This window comes from Rhizobium sp. NXC14 (genome assembly GCF_002117485.1).
Taxonomy (GTDB): Bacteria; Pseudomonadota; Alphaproteobacteria; order Rhizobiales; family Rhizobiaceae; genus Rhizobium.
In genome coordinates this window covers 4,176,130-4,192,022 of sequence record NZ_CP021030.1, presented here as the reverse complement: position 1 = coordinate 4,192,022, position 15,893 = coordinate 4,176,130, and the positions used below count along the sequence as shown (strand labels likewise).

Below are 15,893 nucleotides of genomic sequence, written 5' to 3'. Positions count from 1 at the left end.
ATTTGAAAAAGAGCGGGCGTTCAAAACCGCTTTTGTCGGGCTCATGACCGAGAGGCCACATTTGCAGCGCCGCGCGTCTTCAGGGCGCGCAAAGGCGCTATGGCCCTTGATACCCGCGTTGCTGACTTGCTTCTCGCGCTTTAGCGCTTCGTTTGGCTGATGTCGTTTTTGCAGTGTCGCACTTTTGCGCGTGCGACGCTATGGACCAACCAGGAGGGTTCGAGAGCGGTTCAGGTTTTCACCGAAGCGCAGAATCGCCCTAAGATTTTATTTTACGCAATTCCGAACGGAAAACCGTCCCATACTTTTCCTGGAATTGCTCTAGAAGCCGGTGCCGCCGCGCAGCTCGATGACCAGCGTCTTGAACAGGATTTTCAGGTCGAGCAGCAGACTGAAATGCCTGACATAATAGATATCGCAGGCGATCCGGGCCCGGGCTTGCAGCGGCCGTGCGGTCGGCCCGCGCCAACCGCGTGTCTGCGCGAGGCCGGTGATGCCGGGGCGCATGACGTGGCGGTGGTGGTAGTTCGGGACCAATTCTTCGTAGAGCCGGCCGGCTGCGCGCATGTTGATGGCATGGCAGCGCGGACCGACCAGGGACATGTCGCCCCTGAGGACGTTCAGAAGCTGCGGCAGCTCGTCAATGTTGGTCCTGCGGAGCATAGCGCCGAAGCCTGTCACCCGGCTGTCGCCCTTGACGGTCTGCTGAATGCCGCTGGGATCGCAAGCTTCGATGTGCATCGAGCGGAACTTGAAGACGGTGATCTTCCGCCCGTTCAGGCCCCAACGGATCTGGCGGAAGAATACGGGGCCTCCATCGTCGAGTTTGATGAAAAGAGCGATTGCCAGGAAAAGCGGCGCCAGTACGAGCAGAGCGCTGGCCGAGATGACGATATCAATCAGCCGCTTTACGGCCAATCGCAGAGCCGCCCTCCCTTCGACACCGGAAAAGCTGTCCGGCTGGCGAATGTTGGAGTTCGCTACAACCAGGGTCCGGATTTTGTTCTGACGCTGAGACGAATCGAAGCGTGAACTTATCTTCGAAGTAAAAGCATACATTACTCAATGCCCAGAAGTTTAGATGCGATACTGAACAGCGGGGAGACAGATACATGCTTACGTATGGTTTGTCATCGTTATAAATAAGAAATCGGTAAGCATAAAGACGCCAAAAATGGGAGTATTTCGCGTTAACCTTAATGCCTCTAGTTGAGCGGCGTTCGAAGTTATACTTCTAAAGGAGTAGCCCGATGAGGCGGCGCGATGTCAGGCGATTGCCAAAATCGATTACTGGTCGTTCCAACAGATAATAACTGAGGCTTGCCACCAGAAAAACGAGCGCCGCTGTCAGTGTGCAGGATTGCATCCAACCGGTGACCACATTCTCCGAGGAGGCGCCGAACGAGCCGGGGTCCAGTCTCTGGATCAATGTCAGGATGATCTCCTGCCAGATGTAAATGCCGAAGGAGATCTTGGCGATGTAGCGGAAGGGAGCGTTATCAAGCAGCCTGCCCAGACGCTGCGAATGGCTGAGTGAAACGAGCGCTGTTGCAACGGCCAGTGGGAAGACCGGAAATCCATAGGGGATGTGAAGCCAACCGTAACCTTCGGCCGAGCCGCCTGGGGATATGAGGAGGCGGTAAGCGGCAACCGCGACGGCGAGGAGTGCCGCGGCGTCGAACCAGGGAGATCGTCTTGCGGGCAACATCACTTCGATGCCGGCGGCAAGCGCGCCGAGCGCGAAGACAGCAAAGAAGCCGATCGGATTATAGTTGGGCATCCATTCCTTCGCTCCACCCTGAAGGCCATATGCCCAGCCGCGCCCGATATCATCGAGCGCAAAGAGCCTCAGGATCATCAGATGGGCAAGAAGGACCACGGCAATGACGCAGAGCCAGGCGGCGCGGGCGAAGAACGGACGTTGCCGCAGCAGCGGCAAGCGAAACAGCACGAAAAAGCCGACCGGGAGGAGCACATAGCTGGTGACCTCGAAGGGAATGGACCAGAGCGGCCCATCGGCTTCGACGGGAAAAAACGTGCGCCAATGCCACTGGCTCATGAACAACAGTCCCGAAATATAGCGGACGACGAGTTCCGGCGTCAGCGGCAGGGCAAGCAGCGTCAGGCTAAGGACGAAGCTGACGCTGGTGGCGACCCAGAAGCCCGGAGCGATGCGCGCCAACCTGCGGATGGCGTAGTGCCCAAGGCTGGGCATGGCGCCGCCGGCGTCGAGAGCGTGCCAGAAGGGGCGGGCAAGCAGAAAGCCGCTGAGCACAAAGAAGATGGCGACGCCGAAATTGCCGAAGCGGAGGACGTTTGCCGTTGCCGCAAATTCATCCGGAATTCTGCGCATATCCAGCCGGAGCGCGAGATGGTGCGCGAGCACCAACAAGCAGGCCATTGCGCGCAGAAAGTCGGCTCCGGCCAGTCTGTCCTGTGCTCGCATGTCGTTCCCCGCCCTGCCCGATTCGGCTCAAACCGCCCGGGCGCAAAGAATTGCCTGGGAAGACCGCCTCGGCAAGGCCCCGGGCGGGCTCAGCCGAGGAGTTCGTTGGTGTAATAGGTGGAAAAGTCCGGCTTCTCCTTGAGCACGACGCCATTCGCATCGACGAGAATGCCGTTCTCGACCAGGAAAGCGCCGATGGCATCGGCCTTTGCCGGATCAAGCGTGCCGATCACGCCGGCTTCGGATCTCAGGAAATGGCCTTCGATCAACGCCTTCTGAGATGCTCTTACCAGTTCCGTGTTCATCAGCGCACCGTTACTTCCTGATATCAGCAGGTCGCAGGCTTCGTCGGGATGATCGATGGAGTAGACGTAGCCTTGACGCGTGGCCTGGATGAAGGCGCGCGCGTGTTCTCGACTGGCAGAGAGATAGGCGTCACTGGAAACGATGACTGTCGTCTGCTCGTCGGGAATGCCGTAATCGGAATAGTGGAAGCGGCTGATCTTCCGATTCTCCAACTCAGCGGCGATGCCCTCCCAGGTGTAGATCTCCAGCGTGAAGTCAATCGAGCCATTGTCCAGCGCCTCATAGGCGGAGGTGCCGAGGGTGACGGTCTTGACGTCGCCCTTGCCGCCGTCATTGCGGATCATCGCCGAGACCAGCGCGCTTTCCCAAGTGCCGCCGAAGCCTCCATAGGTCTTTCCATCGAGATCTCTAGGGCTCTTGATGTCGTCCCGCCCGCCCTTGAAGATCAGGCGTGCGGTTTCCGTCTGGACGACGCCGTAGACCATCTTCACGTCACCGCCGCCAGCACGCTGCGTCAGGGCCTCGATCTCGCTACTGATGCCGAAACCGGCGACCCCGTTTGATACCAGCGTGCCGGCACTCGTGTCGGTAAAGGGTAGAATTTCGACATCGAGGCCGGCGGCCGTGTAGAAGCCCTTCGCCTTGGCGACGTAGATGCCGATGTGGTTGGTGTTGGGCGTCCAGTCGAGCGCGATACGAACCTTTGCGGGCGCCGATTGAGCGAAGGCGACGCGGCCGGCGAGGCTTGTCGCGATGGCGGCGAGCATCGTCTGGCGGCGGGTGAGAAGCGGCATGGTGACCTCCTCAGGTCTTTAGAGCATGACGCCGAAAAGTCCGGTTTTCGAACGACATCAGACTCCAACTCTTTAAATTGGAACAGGATTCAGATTTTGGGCCGACCGGCCTAAAACCATCCTGTTCTAGCGGATGAAGCAGGGTTTGCAGGATTTCGGTCTCGATCGCCTGGGCCGCCGGCGAACCGAGATCGGCAATGCTTCTCGGGCGGGGCAGGGGAACGCGGAATTCGCGGATGACACGCGCCGGACGGGCAGACAGCACGTAGATCCGGTCGGAGAGGAAAACGGCCTCGCGAACATCGTGGGTGATCAGCAGCGCCGTCCAGCGATGTTCGGTCCACATGCCTTGCAGCCACTCCTGGATCTGCGTGCGGGTTAGCGCATCGAGCGCGCCGAAGGGCTCGTCGAGCAGCAGCATGTCCTGCTCCTGGATGACGGTGCGCAGCAGCGCAGCACGTTGGCGCATGCCGCCGGAAAGAGAGGCGGGGTAGTGATGTTCGAAGCCGGCAAGGCCGAACCGCTCGAAGAGGGGCGCGACAGCGGCGCGGGCAGCCCGGCGAGCCATGCCCTTCACTTCCAGGCCGAGCGCGGCATTATCGATGATCCGGCGCCAGGGCATCAGCGCATCGCGTTGCGGCATGAAGGCAAAGGAATGCGGCGTCTGTTCCAGCGCTGCACCGTTGAAAAGCATGGCGCCGGAATCGGGTCGCAGCGCCTGTGTCAGCAGTCTCAGCACGGTCGATTTTCCGGAGCCGGATGGGCCGACGATCGAGACGAACTCGCCGTCTGCGACGGCGAGCGAAATGTCGTCTAGAACCTTCATGCCGTCGAAGGACTTCGAGATGTTGCGCAGCTCAAGCATCTGACCGGTCATCGGCGCCGCTCCTGGGATGGCTGCCAGGGCATGACGAAACGCTGGATAACCAGCGTCAGCGCGAAGAGGCAGAGCGTCAACAGAGCGCTGACGATCACGGCGGCGAGCACGAGATCGGGACGGAAATTGTTCTTGGCGTTGAGGATATAGATGCCGAGGCCGCTTGCAGCGCCGGCATATTCGGCAAAGATCGCACCGACGACGGCATAGGTGATCGAGATTCGGAGGCCGGCGAAGAAATAGGGCAGGGACGAGGGAAACCGCGCCAGGCGAAAAATGCGCCAGCGGCTCGCTTTCATCGAATTCAAGAGCTCGGCAATGTCGCGATCGGTCGCCTCATAGCCCTGAAGCAGGGCAACAAGCAGCGGAAAGAAGGTGACGAGCGCCACCAGCAATATCTTCGGCAAAAGGCCGAAACCGAACCAGAGGACGACGAGAGGCGCGATCGCCACCAGCGGCAAAGTCTGGCTGGCGATGAAGATCGGCAGCATTGCCCGGCGCATGAAGGGCATGAAATCCATCAGGATCGAGGAGACGAAGGCGAAGGCGAGCGACAGGGCGAAACCACCGAGTGTCGCTCCGAGCGTCGGCCAGGTGTTTGCTATCAGCGCCTCTCGGTTCAGCCAGCCCTGGACAAGGATACGCGAAGGCGCCGGCAGAATGGACGGTTTGATACCGGAAAGATCGACATAGAGTTCCCATGCCGCCAGAAAAGCAAAGCCTGCGAGCAAGGCGGGCATTGCCCGGTACACGGCGAGATAGAGCGTCGCAAGGCGCGAATCCGATGGTCGTGGCGATGTCATCGGCGTTCGGTTTCAGGCTTTCGCCGGGCCGTTCGCGCAAACCTGTCGAGGGCATCGGTGTCGATGCGCAGCCTGCCGCGATTTGGGGCGGTTGCCTTGAGGGCATCGATAGGGATGCCGACGGAATTGCCGGACGTCCGGTAGAGTGACACTTGCGCGCCGGAATACATTTGGACCTCGCTCCGCTGGCATTACCCAGATCAGCTTAGAAGGGTCCGGAGGCTTGCGCCTCACATCTCAGCCCCGGCGACACGGAGCTCCCCTGTTATTTCGGCGAAAACTATCATCGGGGTTTTCTTGCCGCAACCGCAAAATTGCAAACCCGTCCGCCCGGTCGGATGGGGCGCAGATAAAAAACACCCGGACGGAGGTCCTGTCCGGGTGTTTTCCGAGGTTCCGTACCTGCCGGGAACGGACCCCGAGCGCTTGTCTTTCAGGCGGCAATATCGGCAGGGGCGATCGGCGCGGGCCGGGCAAGCGCCGACGCCATCATTTCAGCTTGTATCGACCGGATGATCTCACTGACGCTCCTTCCTGCGCCTCGTGCTTTACGGCCGGGGAAGCAGCGGTTATAAAACCTCAACTAATATTGAGGTCAATAGGCGATGAATAGGATTTCTGCCACGCCGCTCGGCAGGCTTCTGACGGTCGGCGAAGTGGCGCAACGCAGTGGTCTTGCCGTCTCGGCGCTACATTTCTATGAGGCCAAGGGGCTGATCTCGAGTATCCGCACGCGCGGCAACCAGCGGCGCTACGGACGCGATGTCCTTCGCCGGCTCGGCATCATCAAGGTGGCGCAACGTGTCGGCATTCCGCTTTCGGAAATCCAGACGGCATTTGCCTCCCTGCCGCAGGGGCGTACGCCGACGATTGCCGACTGGCAGACGCTGTCGGCGCGCTGGAAGGATGAACTCGACACGAGAATCAGACGGCTGAGCCTGCTGCGAGACCGTCTGACCGGCTGCATCGGCTGCGGTTGCCTGTCGATCGAAAGCTGTCCGTTGCGCAATCCCTTCGATCAGCTCGGCGAGGAAGGGCCAGGCGCACGGCTGCTGGAGACCGAAATCGAAGTATGAACTTTCAGCGAAGAGCGCCAGCCTCTGGCGGAAAGATGATCCCTGCCTTTCTTTCGGTCGGCGCGCTCATATGTTAAGGGCGAATGGCGCAACAGTCGGCATTGTCCGCGAGGAGGACAGCTTCGTGTTCCATCCGAGACTATTCGAGAATCGCAATGTCATCGTAACCGGCGCCGGGCGGGGCATCGGTCTCGAAGTGGCCCGGCAGTTCCTGGACTGCGGCGCGAAGGTGATCGTCCATACTGGACGCAAACCGGGGCGCGATCTGCCGGATTTTCTGCTGACGGCTGAATCCGAAAGACGGGCGCTGTTGCTGCACGCCGATTTCACTGCCGCTGGCGGCGCTGCGCAATTTGCCGAAAATGCGCTTACCTTTTTCGACAAGGTGCATGTGCTCGTCAACAACGCCGGCACTATGCTCGGCCGTTTTCCAGCTGCCACACTGACTGACGCAGATTATGAGGCGATTGTGCGTTTGAACCAGACGTCGGTGGTGGCGCTGACGCGTGCGTTGCTGCCGGCATTGAAGGCGGCGGAAGGCGCTGCCATTGTCAACACCGTTTCAATTTCCGCGCTGACCGGCGGCAGTCCCGGTTCTTCGATTTATTCTGCCTCGAAAGCCTTCGTTTCGACCTATTCCAAGGCGCTTGCCCGCGAGCTCGCGCCGGATGGCATCCGCGTCAATTGTGTCTCGCCCGGAACGATCGAGACGGATTTCCACGAGCGCTATTCCTCCCGCGAAAAGCTGGAGCAGACGAGAAAGACTATTCCCTTGCAGCGGCTGGGCACAGCGGAGGATTGCGCTCCCGCCTATCTGTTTCTGGCGGCGCCCTCGCTCTCCGGATACATTACCGGCCAGGTCCTCGAGATCAATGGCGGCCAGCTTATCTGCTGATTTAGTTAGACCTTTTTTGACATTTCTTCACTTTTGGCAAATTCGTGTGTGCGAATATGCTATTGTGCTGATCTGCCTTTTTGCTTCCCTTCCGAGATGTCGAATGCCATTGCCCAAGCCCGAGCCGGGAATGTCCGGTCAGGAACTGCACAAACTCGCTGGAAACGCTCGTGAGGCGAGCGATCTGCTGAAGGCGCTGGCGCACCAGACTCGACTTCTGATTCTTTGCATACTCGCGACCGAGGAGCGGACGGTGAGTGAAATCGAAAACATCCTCGGCATTCAGCAGGCAATGGTCTCGCAGCAGCTCGCGCGTTTGAGGCTCGAAGGTCTCGTCAATACGCGCCGTCAGGGCAGGCTGGTCTATTACCGTATCGGTAATACAAACGTGCTTGCCTTCCTTGAATCGCTCTTCGATCTTTTTCCGGCTGCTGAAAACAATTAGTACCCGCCCTTGCGGAGCACGGTTGCTGCGTCGAAGATAGCTGATCCGGATGATTTCGCGCCGGATCGGGAGACCGGATGATCGACAAGCTGGAATTTTTCATCGCCCTTGCCAACGAAAAGCATTTCGGCCGCGCCGCGGAGGAGTGCGGGGTTTCCCAGCCGACGCTTTCAGCCGCGATCCGGCAGCTCGAGGATCAGCTTGGTGTCATGCTGGTGCAGCGCGGCTCGCGCTTTCAGGGGCTGACGCCGGAGGGCCAGCGCGTCCTGGAATGGGCCCGGCGCATCGTCGGCGATGCCCGCACCATGCGCGAGGAGATGCGCGCGGCCCGCCGCGGACTTTCCGGCCATATTCGCCTTGCCGCCATTCCGACGGCGCTCGCCATGCTATCGCGCATCACCACGCCCTTTCAGGAACGACATCCGGGAGTGACCTTCTCGATCGTCTCGCGGAACTCGCTGCAGGTGCTGAGCATGCTCGAAAATCTCGAAATCGACGCCGGCATCACCTATCTCGAAAACGAGCCGCTCGGCCGGGTCACCAGTGTTCCGCTCTATGCCGAGCGCTATCATCTGATCACTGCTGCAGGCAGCCCGCTGTCCGATCGCGACAATGTGACCTGGAAGGAGGTCGGCGATCTTCGGCTTTGTCTATTGACCGCCGACATGCAGAACCGCCGCATCATCAACCGGCATCTGACGGAAGCCGGCGCCACTGTGCATCCGACGCTCGAATCCAATTCGATGATCGTGCTGTTCTCGCATGTCAGGACCGGACGCTGGGCGAGCATCATGCCGCGCAACGTGGCGAAATCATTTGGTTTTCCGGTGGAGATCCGGATGATTCCGATTGTCGAACCGGAAGCCCACCATCTGGTTGGCCTCGTCGCACCCTATCGGGAGCCCTTCACCCCGCTCGTTTCGGCCCTGCTGCACGAAGCGAGAGTGCTCGTGCGGGATGAGGAACTCTGATAGAAAAAACCTATCAATCCACGAGATAGCTTTATTGATCGTCATCGGCTTCCCTGAGATGTTGTCTGCACGATGGCGCTCGGCTGGGGAGGCCTGCCATCCCGAAACGAGCGAGCCGCCGGGAGGGCTGCCTGATGACCATTCATATCGCCCAAGGCGATATCGCAGCGCGTACGCGGACCATCGTCGCCGACCTTCGCTTCCTTGAAGGACCGCTGCTTCCCATTCTGCACGAGGTTCAGCGAGAATTCGGTTATGTGCCGCAGGAAGCCCTGCCTGTGATTGCGGAGGAACTGAACCTCTCGCGCGCCGAAGTGCACGGGGTGATGACATTCTACCACGATTATCGCGACCATCCCGCCGGCCGCCATGTGCTGAAGCTCTGTCGCGCCGAGGCCTGCCAGTCGACGGGCGGCGACGCGTTGGCCGATCGCGTCAAGGCGCTGCTCGGGATCGATTTTCATCAGACGACGCTCGACGGCGCCGTGACGCTGGAGCCGGTCTACTGTCTCGGCCTTTGTGCCTGCGCCCCGTCGGCGATGCTCGACGGCGAGGTTTATGGCCGCGTGGACGATCAGATGGCGGCGGAACTCGTTGCGGAGGCACGTCGATGACAGTCAAGATTTATGTTCCGCGCGATGCCGCTGCGCTGGCGCTCGGGGCCGAAAAGGTGGCAAAGGCGATTGCCCAGGAGATCGCCGCCCGCGGCTTCGATGCAGAGATCGTGCGCAACGGCTCGCGCGGAATGTTCTGGCTGGAACCGCTGGTCGAGGTCGAGGCCGCCGGCAAGCGCATCGGCTACGGGCCGGTGAAGGCAAAGGATGTGCCTGCTCTGTTCGACGCCGGAATGCTGAACGGGAGCGGCCATCCGCTCTGTCTCGGGGAGGTTGAAGACCTCCCGTTCCTGAAGGAACAGACCCGCCTGACCTTCGCCCGCTGTGGCATCACCGACCCGCTTTCGCTCGGCGATTATGAGGCGCATGGCGGCCTTGCCGGCCTTCGCCGCGCCGTTTCGATGACGCCTGCCGAAATCGTCAAGGAAGTCACGGATTCCGGCCTGCGCGGACGCGGCGGCGCCGGTTTTCCCACCGGCATCAAGTGGAAGACCGTTCTCGATGCCAGCGGCGAACGCAAATATATCGTCTGCAACGCCGATGAGGGCGATAGCGGCACCTTTGCCGACAGGATGATCATGGAAGGCGATCCCTTCGTCTTGATCGAGGGCATGGCGATTGCGGGGCTTGCGACCGGCGCCACGAAGGGGTTCGTCTACACCCGTTCGGAATATCCGCATGCGATCGCTGTGATGAGCGAGGCCATCGGCATTGCCAGACAGGGCGGCATTCTCGGCCCATCGGTGCTTGGCTCGGGCCGCGCCTTCGATATCGAGGTGCGCACCGGCGCCGGCGCCTATGTCTGCGGTGAAGAAACGGCTCTCTTGAACAGTCTCGAAGGCAAGCGCGGCATCGTGCGCGCCAAGCCGCCGCTGCCGGCGCATAAGGGCCTGTTCGACTGTCCGACCGTCATCAACAATGTGATTTCACTGGCCTCAGTGCCTGTGATCATGGAGAAGGGCGCCGCCTTCTACCGCGATTTCGGCATGGGCCGCTCGCGCGGCACCATTCCGCTGCAGATCGCCGGCAATGTCAGATATGGCGGGCTTTATGAGACCGCTTTCGGTCTTTCGCTCGGCGATATCGTCGACAGGATCGGCGGCGGAACGAGGACCGGCCGGCCGGTCAAGGCGGTTCAGGTCGGCGGGCCGCTCGGCGCCTATTTCCCGCGGGCGCTGTTCGATACGCCTTTCGACTACGAGGCCTTCGCCGCCAAGGATGGGCTGATCGGCCACGCCGGCATCGTCGTCTTTGACGACACGGCCGACATGCTGAAGCAGGCGCGTTTCGCCATGGAATTCTGTGCCGTCGAAAGCTGCGGCAAATGCACGCCCTGCCGCATCGGTTCGACGCGCGGCGTCGAGACGGTCGACAAGATCGCGCGCGGCATCGAGCCGGAGAAGAACCGGGTACTGCTTGGCGATCTCTGCAATACCATGAAATTCGGGTCGCTCTGTGCGCTTGGCGGCTTCACGCCCTATCCCGTGATGAGCGCCATGACGCATTTCCCGGAAGATTTTTCGCCGGCACCGGTCGTGGAGGCGGCTGAGTAATGGTTTTTTATTCGAAGTTGCCCCTCACCCTAACCCTCTCCCCGCCTGCGGGGAGAGGAGACGTGCCACGAGGGCGCGTATCGAGTGAAGGTGGTGCGGCATACCCCTTCGCCCCGCTTGCGGGGAGAAGGTGCCGGCAGGCGGATGAGCGGCATGCCTCAAGGCGCCCGATACTGAAATCTAGCGGAGGTGCAATCCATGTCTCTCATCCATGAAATCGACTACGGCACTCCCGCTTCGAAATCCGAAACCATGGTGACGCTCACCATCGACGGGCAGCAGATCAGCGTGCCGGAGGGCACCTCCATCATGCGCGCCTCAATGGAAGCCGGCATCGAGGTGCCGAAGCTCTGCGCCACCGACATGGTCGATGCCTTCGGCTCCTGCCGGCTCTGTCTTGTCGAGATCGAGGGCCGCGCCGGCACGCCGGCCTCCTGCACGACGCCGGTGGCGGCAAACATGGTGGTGCACACGCAGACGGGACGATTGAAGGATATCCGCCGCGGTGTGATGGAGCTTTATATTTCCGATCATCCGCTCGACTGTCTCACCTGCGCTGCCAATGGCGATTGCCAATTGCAGGATATGGCCGGTGCTGTCGGCCTCCGTGACGTACGCTACGGCTATGAGGGCGACAATCACGTCAAGGCGCGCAGCAACGGCGACATCAATCTGAAATGGATGCCGAAGGACGAGTCCAATCCATATTTCACCTATGATCCCTCTAAATGCATTGTCTGTTCGCTTTGCGTGCGCGCCTGCGAGGAAGTGCAGGGCACCTTCGCGCTGACGATCGAAGGGCGTGGTTTTGGCTCCCGCGTGTCACCCGGCATGCATGAGAATTTCATGGATTCCGAATGTGTTTCCTGCGGCGCCTGCGTCCAGGCCTGTCCGACGGCGACGCTGACGGAGAAATCGGTGATCGAGATCGGCCAGCCGGAGCATTCGGCCGTCACAACCTGCGCCTATTGCGGCGTCGGTTGCTCCTTCAAGGCGGAGATGCGCGGCGAGGAGCTGGTGCGCATGGTGCCGTGGAAGGACGGACAAGCCAATCGCGGCCATTCCTGCGTCAAAGGCCGCTTCGCCTACGGTTATTCCACACACAAGGACCGCATTCTCAACCCGATGATCCGCGAAAAGGTCAGCGATCCCTGGCGGGAGGTGAGCTGGGACGAGGCCTTCGCGCATGTGGCGTCGGAGTTCCGCCGGATTCAGTATCAATATGGGCGCGACGCGATCGGCGGCATTACCTCCTCGCGCTGCACCAATGAGGAAACCTATCTGGTGCAGAAGCTGGTCCGCGCCGGTTTCGGTAACAACAATGTCGATACCTGCGCCCGCGTCTGCCATTCCCCGACCGGCTACGGTCTCGGCCAGACATTCGGAACCTCGGCCGGAACGCAGAATTTCGACAGCATCGAAAATTCGGATGTTGTCGTCATTATCGGCGCCAACCCGACGGATGGCCATCCGGTGTTCGGCTCGCGGCTGAAGAAGCGGCTGCGCCAGGGGGCGAAGCTCATCGTCATCGATCCGCGCCGTACCGATATCGTCCGGTCACCGCATGTCGAGGCCTCCTACCACCTGCCGCTGAAGCCGGGCACCAATGTCGCGGTCATGACGGCGTTGGCGCATGTGATCGTCACCGAAGGGCTTTATGACGAGACGTTCATCCGTGAGCGCTGCGACTGGTCGGAGTTCGAGGACTGGGCGGCCTTCGTCCTCGAACCGCAGCATAGTCCCGAAGCGACGGAGATTTTCACCGGCGTGCCGGCGGCAGATCTGCGCGGTGCGGCAAGGCTCTATGCCAAGGGCGGCAATGGTGCGATCTATTACGGCCTCGGCGTCACCGAACACAGCCAGGGTTCGACGACGGTCATTGCGATCGCCAATCTGGCGATGGCGACCGGCAATATCGGCCGTCCCGGTGTCGGCGTGAATCCGCTGCGCGGCCAGAACAATGTGCAGGGCTCCTGCGACATGGGCTCATTCCCGCACGAACTGCCCGGCTACCGGCATGTTTCCGACGATGCCACGCGCGATATCTTTGAAAAGCTCTGGGGTGTGAAGCTCAGCGACGAACCGGGCCTGCGCATTCCGAACATGCTCGATGCGGCGGTCGACGGCTCCTTCAAAGGCCTTTACGTCCAGGGCGAGGACATTCTCCAATCCGATCCCGACACGAAACATGTCGCGGCAGGCCTTGCGGCAATGGAATGCGTCGTCGTGCAGGACCTGTTCCTCAACGAAACCGCCAACTACGCCCATGTCTTCCTGCCCGGTTCGACCTTCCTCGAGAAGGACGGCACATTCACCAATGCCGAGCGACGCATCAACCGCGTGCGCAAGGTAATGATGCCGCGCAACGGTTATGGCGATTGGGAGGTGACGCAGAAGCTTGCCCAGACCATGGGGCTCGACTGGAATTATGCCCATCCGTCCGAGATCATGGACGAGATTGCCGCGACGACGCCGAGTTTCGCGCTTGTGTCCTACGATTACCTCGACAAGATGGGCTCGGTGCAGTGGCCTTGCAACGAGAAGAACCCGCTCGGCTCGCCGATCATGCATGTCAACGGTTTCGTCCGCGGCAAGGGCAAGTTCATCCGCACCGAATATGTGGCGACCGACGAGCGCACCGGCCCGCGCTTCCCGCTGCTGCTCACCACCGGCCGCATCCTCAGCCAGTATAATGTCGGAGCGCAGACACGCCGGACCGAGAACGTCGTCTGGCACGCGGAAGACCGGCTGGAGATCCACCCGCACGATGCCGAACAGCGCGGCGTCCGCGATGGCGACTGGGTGAAGCTCGCCAGCCGCTCCGGCGACACTACGCTCCGGGCGTTGATCACCGATCGTGTCGCGCCCGGTGTCGTCTATACGACCTTCCATCATCCCAATACGCAGGCCAACGTCATCACCACCGACTTTTCCGATTGGGCGACCAACTGCCCGGAATATAAGGTGACGGCGGTGCAGGTCTCGCCGTCGAACGGGCCGAGCGAGTGGCAGCTCGAATATGACGAGCAGGCACGGCAATCGCGCCGCATCGCCGGCAAGCTTGAAGCGGCGGAGTGACGATGCCGGGGCGATTTGGCGTTGTCGGCGAGATCCTCCCATCTTTCCTCGGGGAGAAGAGGAGGCGTCTGTGATGACTTTCGCCACCACCGCCCGTGCTCCCGAAACCGCCCGCCGCAACGGCGTCATGCACAGCGGTTCGCGCATCGTGCCCGAGGAAGTGCCGATCGCCTTTTCCTATGGCGGCAGTTCGCATGCGGTGATGATGGCGACACCGGCGGATCTTGAGGATTTCGCCGTCGGCTTCAGCCTGACGGAAGGGATTATCGCCAAGCCGGCGGAGATATCCGCCGTCGAGATCGTCGAGGGGGGGCAGGGCATCGACGTGCAGGTCAGCCTTACCGACGACGTCGCCGATCGGCTGCGGGCGCGCCGCCGCAGCATGGCCGGACCAGTCGGCTGTGGGCTCTGCGGCATCGAATCGATCGAGCAGGCGGTGCGGCCGGTGCCCGATGTCTCGGCATCGCCGTTGACGCTGTCTCATGCGGATATCGTTCAGGCCGTTTCGCTTCTGAACGATGCGCAGCCGCTGCATCAGGAGACGCGGGCCGTCCATGGCGCTGGATTCTACCTTCCCGGCCGCGGGCTGATCGCGGTTCGCGAAGATGTCGGCCGCCATAACGCGCTGGACAAACTCTGCGGCGCCGTCATCCGCGCCGGCGAAAGCGGCGGAAACGGCGCAGTCGTCGTCACCAGCCGGCTGTCGGTGGAAATGGTGCAGAAGGCGGCGATCCTCGGCAGCCCAGCGCTCATTGCCATTTCAGCGCCGACGGCCCTTGCCATCCGCACGGCCGAAGCGGCCGGCATGACGCTCGTCGCGCTGGTGCGCGGCGAAGATTTCGAGATTTTCACACACCCGCACCGCATCTCGCCCGGAAGCATCGCCGATGTCGCATGATACCAAAACCAAGCTTGTCTATATGGCAAACCAGATCGCCACCTTTTTCAAAAGCCAGCCGCAAGACGAGGCCGCGCAAGGCGTCGCCACGCACATCAACAAATTCTGGGAGCGGCGCATGCGGCGGCAGTTGTTTGAAATTCTCGAGAAAGAGGAGAATGGCCTGGATGCTCTCGTGCTTCAGGCCGCTCCACTGATCCGCAAGCCGGAGGCGGAGGCAAACCGGGTCCGGTAATTCAAAGTGGTGTCTGCCGGAGGGGAGACAGCAGCAAACTGCCTGCGCACGCGCCACTGCCTTCTACCGGCACCATGTATATTCTTGCCGTCATGCCGGCGCCCGGTCTCATCGCCAACGCGCTGGTCAGGCCGCTTCCGGACAAGTGGTTCTGAGGGATGGCGAGGTCGCGGCGCTGCAAGAAACTCGGCGGCAATAAAAAACCGCCGAAAGCGGCGGTTTTCCGATATCCAATTGTTCCGGCAGATCAGGCAGCCAGTTCATCCGTCTCATTTTCCTTGAACATCTTGGCGAGGTTCAGGAAGCAGATCATGCCGTTTTCCGAAGCGATGATACCTTCGCAGAAAGCGCGGTCGAAGGAGGCGGTCACCTCGGGCACCGGCTGGACCTGGCTGGACGAGATGGTGAGAATATCCGAGACGCGGTCCACGAGCATGCCGATGACCATGCTATGAACTTCGGCGACCACGATGGCGCTGCGTTCGTTGGCAACCGTACTCTTCATGCCGAGCTTATAGGCGAGATCGATGATCGGGATGACCGAACCACGCAGGTTCATGACACCGATAACATCGGCCGGCGAATGCGGGATCGGGGTCGAGGGCGCCCAACCGCGGATTTCGCGGATGGTCGTGGTCTTGACGCAAAATTCCTGATCATGGAGGCGGAAGGCAATGATCTCGAGCGTATCGCCGCTGAAGCTAGTGGAATTGATCGTGGCCATTAGAATTCTTCCCAACTGTCGTAAGCCAAAGCAGAAGCGAGTGCGCCACCATTGGCGCGGACGAGCTTTGCCTTCACACCACGCGATGACTCTGCACTCAAAGCATCGTTACGGTTAGCGACGACATTAACGGAAGAGTGTTGCCCAAATCTGAATCGGGAACGGGAGCATAAAGCTT

Annotated in this window: 14 protein-coding genes, 1 pseudogene and 1 riboswitch; of the genes and pseudogenes, 9 read left to right on the top strand and 6 right to left on the bottom strand. The window is 60.9% G+C overall.

Annotated elements, in window-relative coordinates:
- Positions 1-321 precede the first annotated feature (321 nt).
- The 5 genes and pseudogenes from NXC14_RS20455 to NXC14_RS20435 form a co-directional block, all read right to left on the bottom strand.
- Positions 322-1,059, bottom strand: a complete 738-nt coding sequence (locus tag NXC14_RS20455) for a sugar transferase (protein WP_085779685.1) — start codon at positions 1,057-1,059, stop codon at positions 322-324.
- Positions 1,060-1,226: 167 nt separating this feature from the next.
- Positions 1,227-2,446 (bottom strand): annotated as a pseudogene (locus NXC14_RS20450) (acyltransferase).
- 89 nt (positions 2,447-2,535) lie between these two features.
- Positions 2,536-3,546, bottom strand: coding sequence for an ABC transporter substrate-binding protein (locus NXC14_RS20445; RefSeq protein WP_085779684.1), 1,011 nt, complete (start codon positions 3,544-3,546; stop codon positions 2,536-2,538).
- A 10-nt stretch (positions 3,547-3,556) separates the two neighbouring features.
- Entirely contained in the window at positions 3,557-4,423 is an 867-nt protein-coding gene (locus NXC14_RS20440; RefSeq protein WP_085779683.1) for an ABC transporter ATP-binding protein, read from the bottom strand.
- Positions 4,420-5,226 carry an ABC transporter permease gene (locus NXC14_RS20435; protein ID WP_085779682.1) on the bottom strand — a complete coding sequence of 269 codons (807 nt, stop codon included), beginning with the start codon at positions 5,224-5,226 and terminating at the stop codon, positions 4,420-4,422. Before NXC14_RS20435 ends, NXC14_RS20440 begins: the two co-directional genes overlap by 4 nt.
- 160 nt (positions 5,227-5,386) lie before the next feature.
- A riboswitch (TPP riboswitch) is annotated at positions 5,387-5,500 on the bottom strand.
- 331 nt (positions 5,501-5,831) lie between these two features.
- Here NXC14_RS20435 and soxR point away from each other — a divergent pair.
- From soxR to NXC14_RS20385, 9 genes are all read left to right on the top strand, one after another.
- Positions 5,832-6,302, top strand: a complete 471-nt coding sequence (gene soxR, locus NXC14_RS20430) for a redox-sensitive transcriptional activator SoxR (RefSeq protein ID WP_085779681.1) — start codon at positions 5,832-5,834, stop codon at positions 6,300-6,302.
- 124 nt (positions 6,303-6,426) lie between these two features.
- Complete coding sequence (locus NXC14_RS20425) at positions 6,427-7,197, top strand: SDR family oxidoreductase (protein WP_085780221.1); 771 nt, start codon at positions 6,427-6,429, stop codon at positions 7,195-7,197.
- A gap of 103 nt (positions 7,198-7,300) precedes the next feature.
- A complete protein-coding gene (locus NXC14_RS20420; RefSeq protein ID WP_085779680.1) occupies positions 7,301-7,642 on the top strand; it encodes a metalloregulator ArsR/SmtB family transcription factor in 342 nt (113 codons plus the stop codon).
- Between the two features lie 77 nt (positions 7,643-7,719).
- A complete protein-coding gene (locus NXC14_RS20415) occupies positions 7,720-8,613 on the top strand; it encodes a LysR family transcriptional regulator (RefSeq protein ID WP_085779679.1) in 894 nt (297 codons plus the stop codon).
- A gap of 134 nt (positions 8,614-8,747) precedes the next feature.
- On the top strand, positions 8,748-9,227 hold the full coding sequence (locus NXC14_RS20410; RefSeq protein WP_085779678.1) for a formate dehydrogenase subunit gamma: 480 nt from the start codon (positions 8,748-8,750) through the stop codon (positions 9,225-9,227).
- Positions 9,224-10,780, top strand: a complete 1,557-nt coding sequence (locus tag NXC14_RS20405) for an NADH-quinone oxidoreductase subunit NuoF (protein ID WP_085779677.1) — start codon at positions 9,224-9,226, stop codon at positions 10,778-10,780. The genes NXC14_RS20410 and NXC14_RS20405 overlap by 4 nt, the downstream gene beginning before the upstream one ends.
- 198 nt (positions 10,781-10,978) lie before the next feature.
- The gene (gene fdhF / locus NXC14_RS20395) at positions 10,979-13,858 is read left to right on the top strand and encodes a formate dehydrogenase subunit alpha (RefSeq protein ID WP_085779675.1); all 2,880 of its coding nucleotides are present in this window, start codon (positions 10,979-10,981) and stop codon (positions 13,856-13,858) included.
- 73 nt (positions 13,859-13,931) lie between these two features.
- Positions 13,932-14,756, top strand: coding sequence for a formate dehydrogenase accessory sulfurtransferase FdhD (fdhD, locus tag NXC14_RS20390; RefSeq protein WP_085779674.1), 825 nt, complete (start codon positions 13,932-13,934; stop codon positions 14,754-14,756).
- On the top strand, positions 14,746-14,991 hold the full coding sequence (locus NXC14_RS20385) for a formate dehydrogenase subunit delta (protein WP_085779673.1): 246 nt from the start codon (positions 14,746-14,748) through the stop codon (positions 14,989-14,991). Before fdhD ends, NXC14_RS20385 begins: the two co-directional genes overlap by 11 nt.
- Before the next feature lie 247 nt (positions 14,992-15,238).
- Here the strand turns inward: NXC14_RS20385 and NXC14_RS20380 are convergent, their stop codons facing one another.
- A complete protein-coding gene (locus NXC14_RS20380; RefSeq protein WP_064707940.1) occupies positions 15,239-15,715 on the bottom strand; it encodes a chemotaxis protein CheW in 477 nt (158 codons plus the stop codon).
- Positions 15,716-15,893: the final 178 nt, after the last annotated feature.

Coding starts and splice junctions, on each gene's coding strand:
- NXC14_RS20455 (WP_085779685.1), bottom strand. CDS start 1,059: ATGTATGCTTTTACTTCGAAGATAAGTTCACGCTTCGATTCGTCTCAG.
- NXC14_RS20445 (WP_085779684.1), bottom strand. CDS start 3,546: ATGCCGCTTCTCACCCGCCGCCAGACGATGCTCGCCGCCATCGCGACA.
- NXC14_RS20440 (WP_085779683.1), bottom strand. CDS start 4,423: ATGACCGGTCAGATGCTTGAGCTGCGCAACATCTCGAAGTCCTTCGAC.
- NXC14_RS20435 (WP_085779682.1), bottom strand. CDS start 5,226: ATGACATCGCCACGACCATCGGATTCGCGCCTTGCGACGCTCTATCTC.
- soxR (WP_085779681.1), top strand. CDS start 5,832: ATGAATAGGATTTCTGCCACGCCGCTCGGCAGGCTTCTGACGGTCGGC.
- NXC14_RS20420 (WP_085779680.1), top strand. CDS start 7,301: ATGCCATTGCCCAAGCCCGAGCCGGGAATGTCCGGTCAGGAACTGCAC.
- NXC14_RS20415 (WP_085779679.1), top strand. CDS start 7,720: ATGATCGACAAGCTGGAATTTTTCATCGCCCTTGCCAACGAAAAGCAT.
- NXC14_RS20410 (WP_085779678.1), top strand. CDS start 8,748: ATGACCATTCATATCGCCCAAGGCGATATCGCAGCGCGTACGCGGACC.
- NXC14_RS20405 (WP_085779677.1), top strand. CDS start 9,224: ATGACAGTCAAGATTTATGTTCCGCGCGATGCCGCTGCGCTGGCGCTC.
- fdhF (WP_085779675.1), top strand. CDS start 10,979: ATGTCTCTCATCCATGAAATCGACTACGGCACTCCCGCTTCGAAATCC.
- fdhD (WP_085779674.1), top strand. CDS start 13,932: ATGACTTTCGCCACCACCGCCCGTGCTCCCGAAACCGCCCGCCGCAAC.
- NXC14_RS20385 (WP_085779673.1), top strand. CDS start 14,746: ATGTCGCATGATACCAAAACCAAGCTTGTCTATATGGCAAACCAGATC.
- NXC14_RS20380 (WP_064707940.1), bottom strand. CDS start 15,715: ATGGCCACGATCAATTCCACTAGCTTCAGCGGCGATACGCTCGAGATC.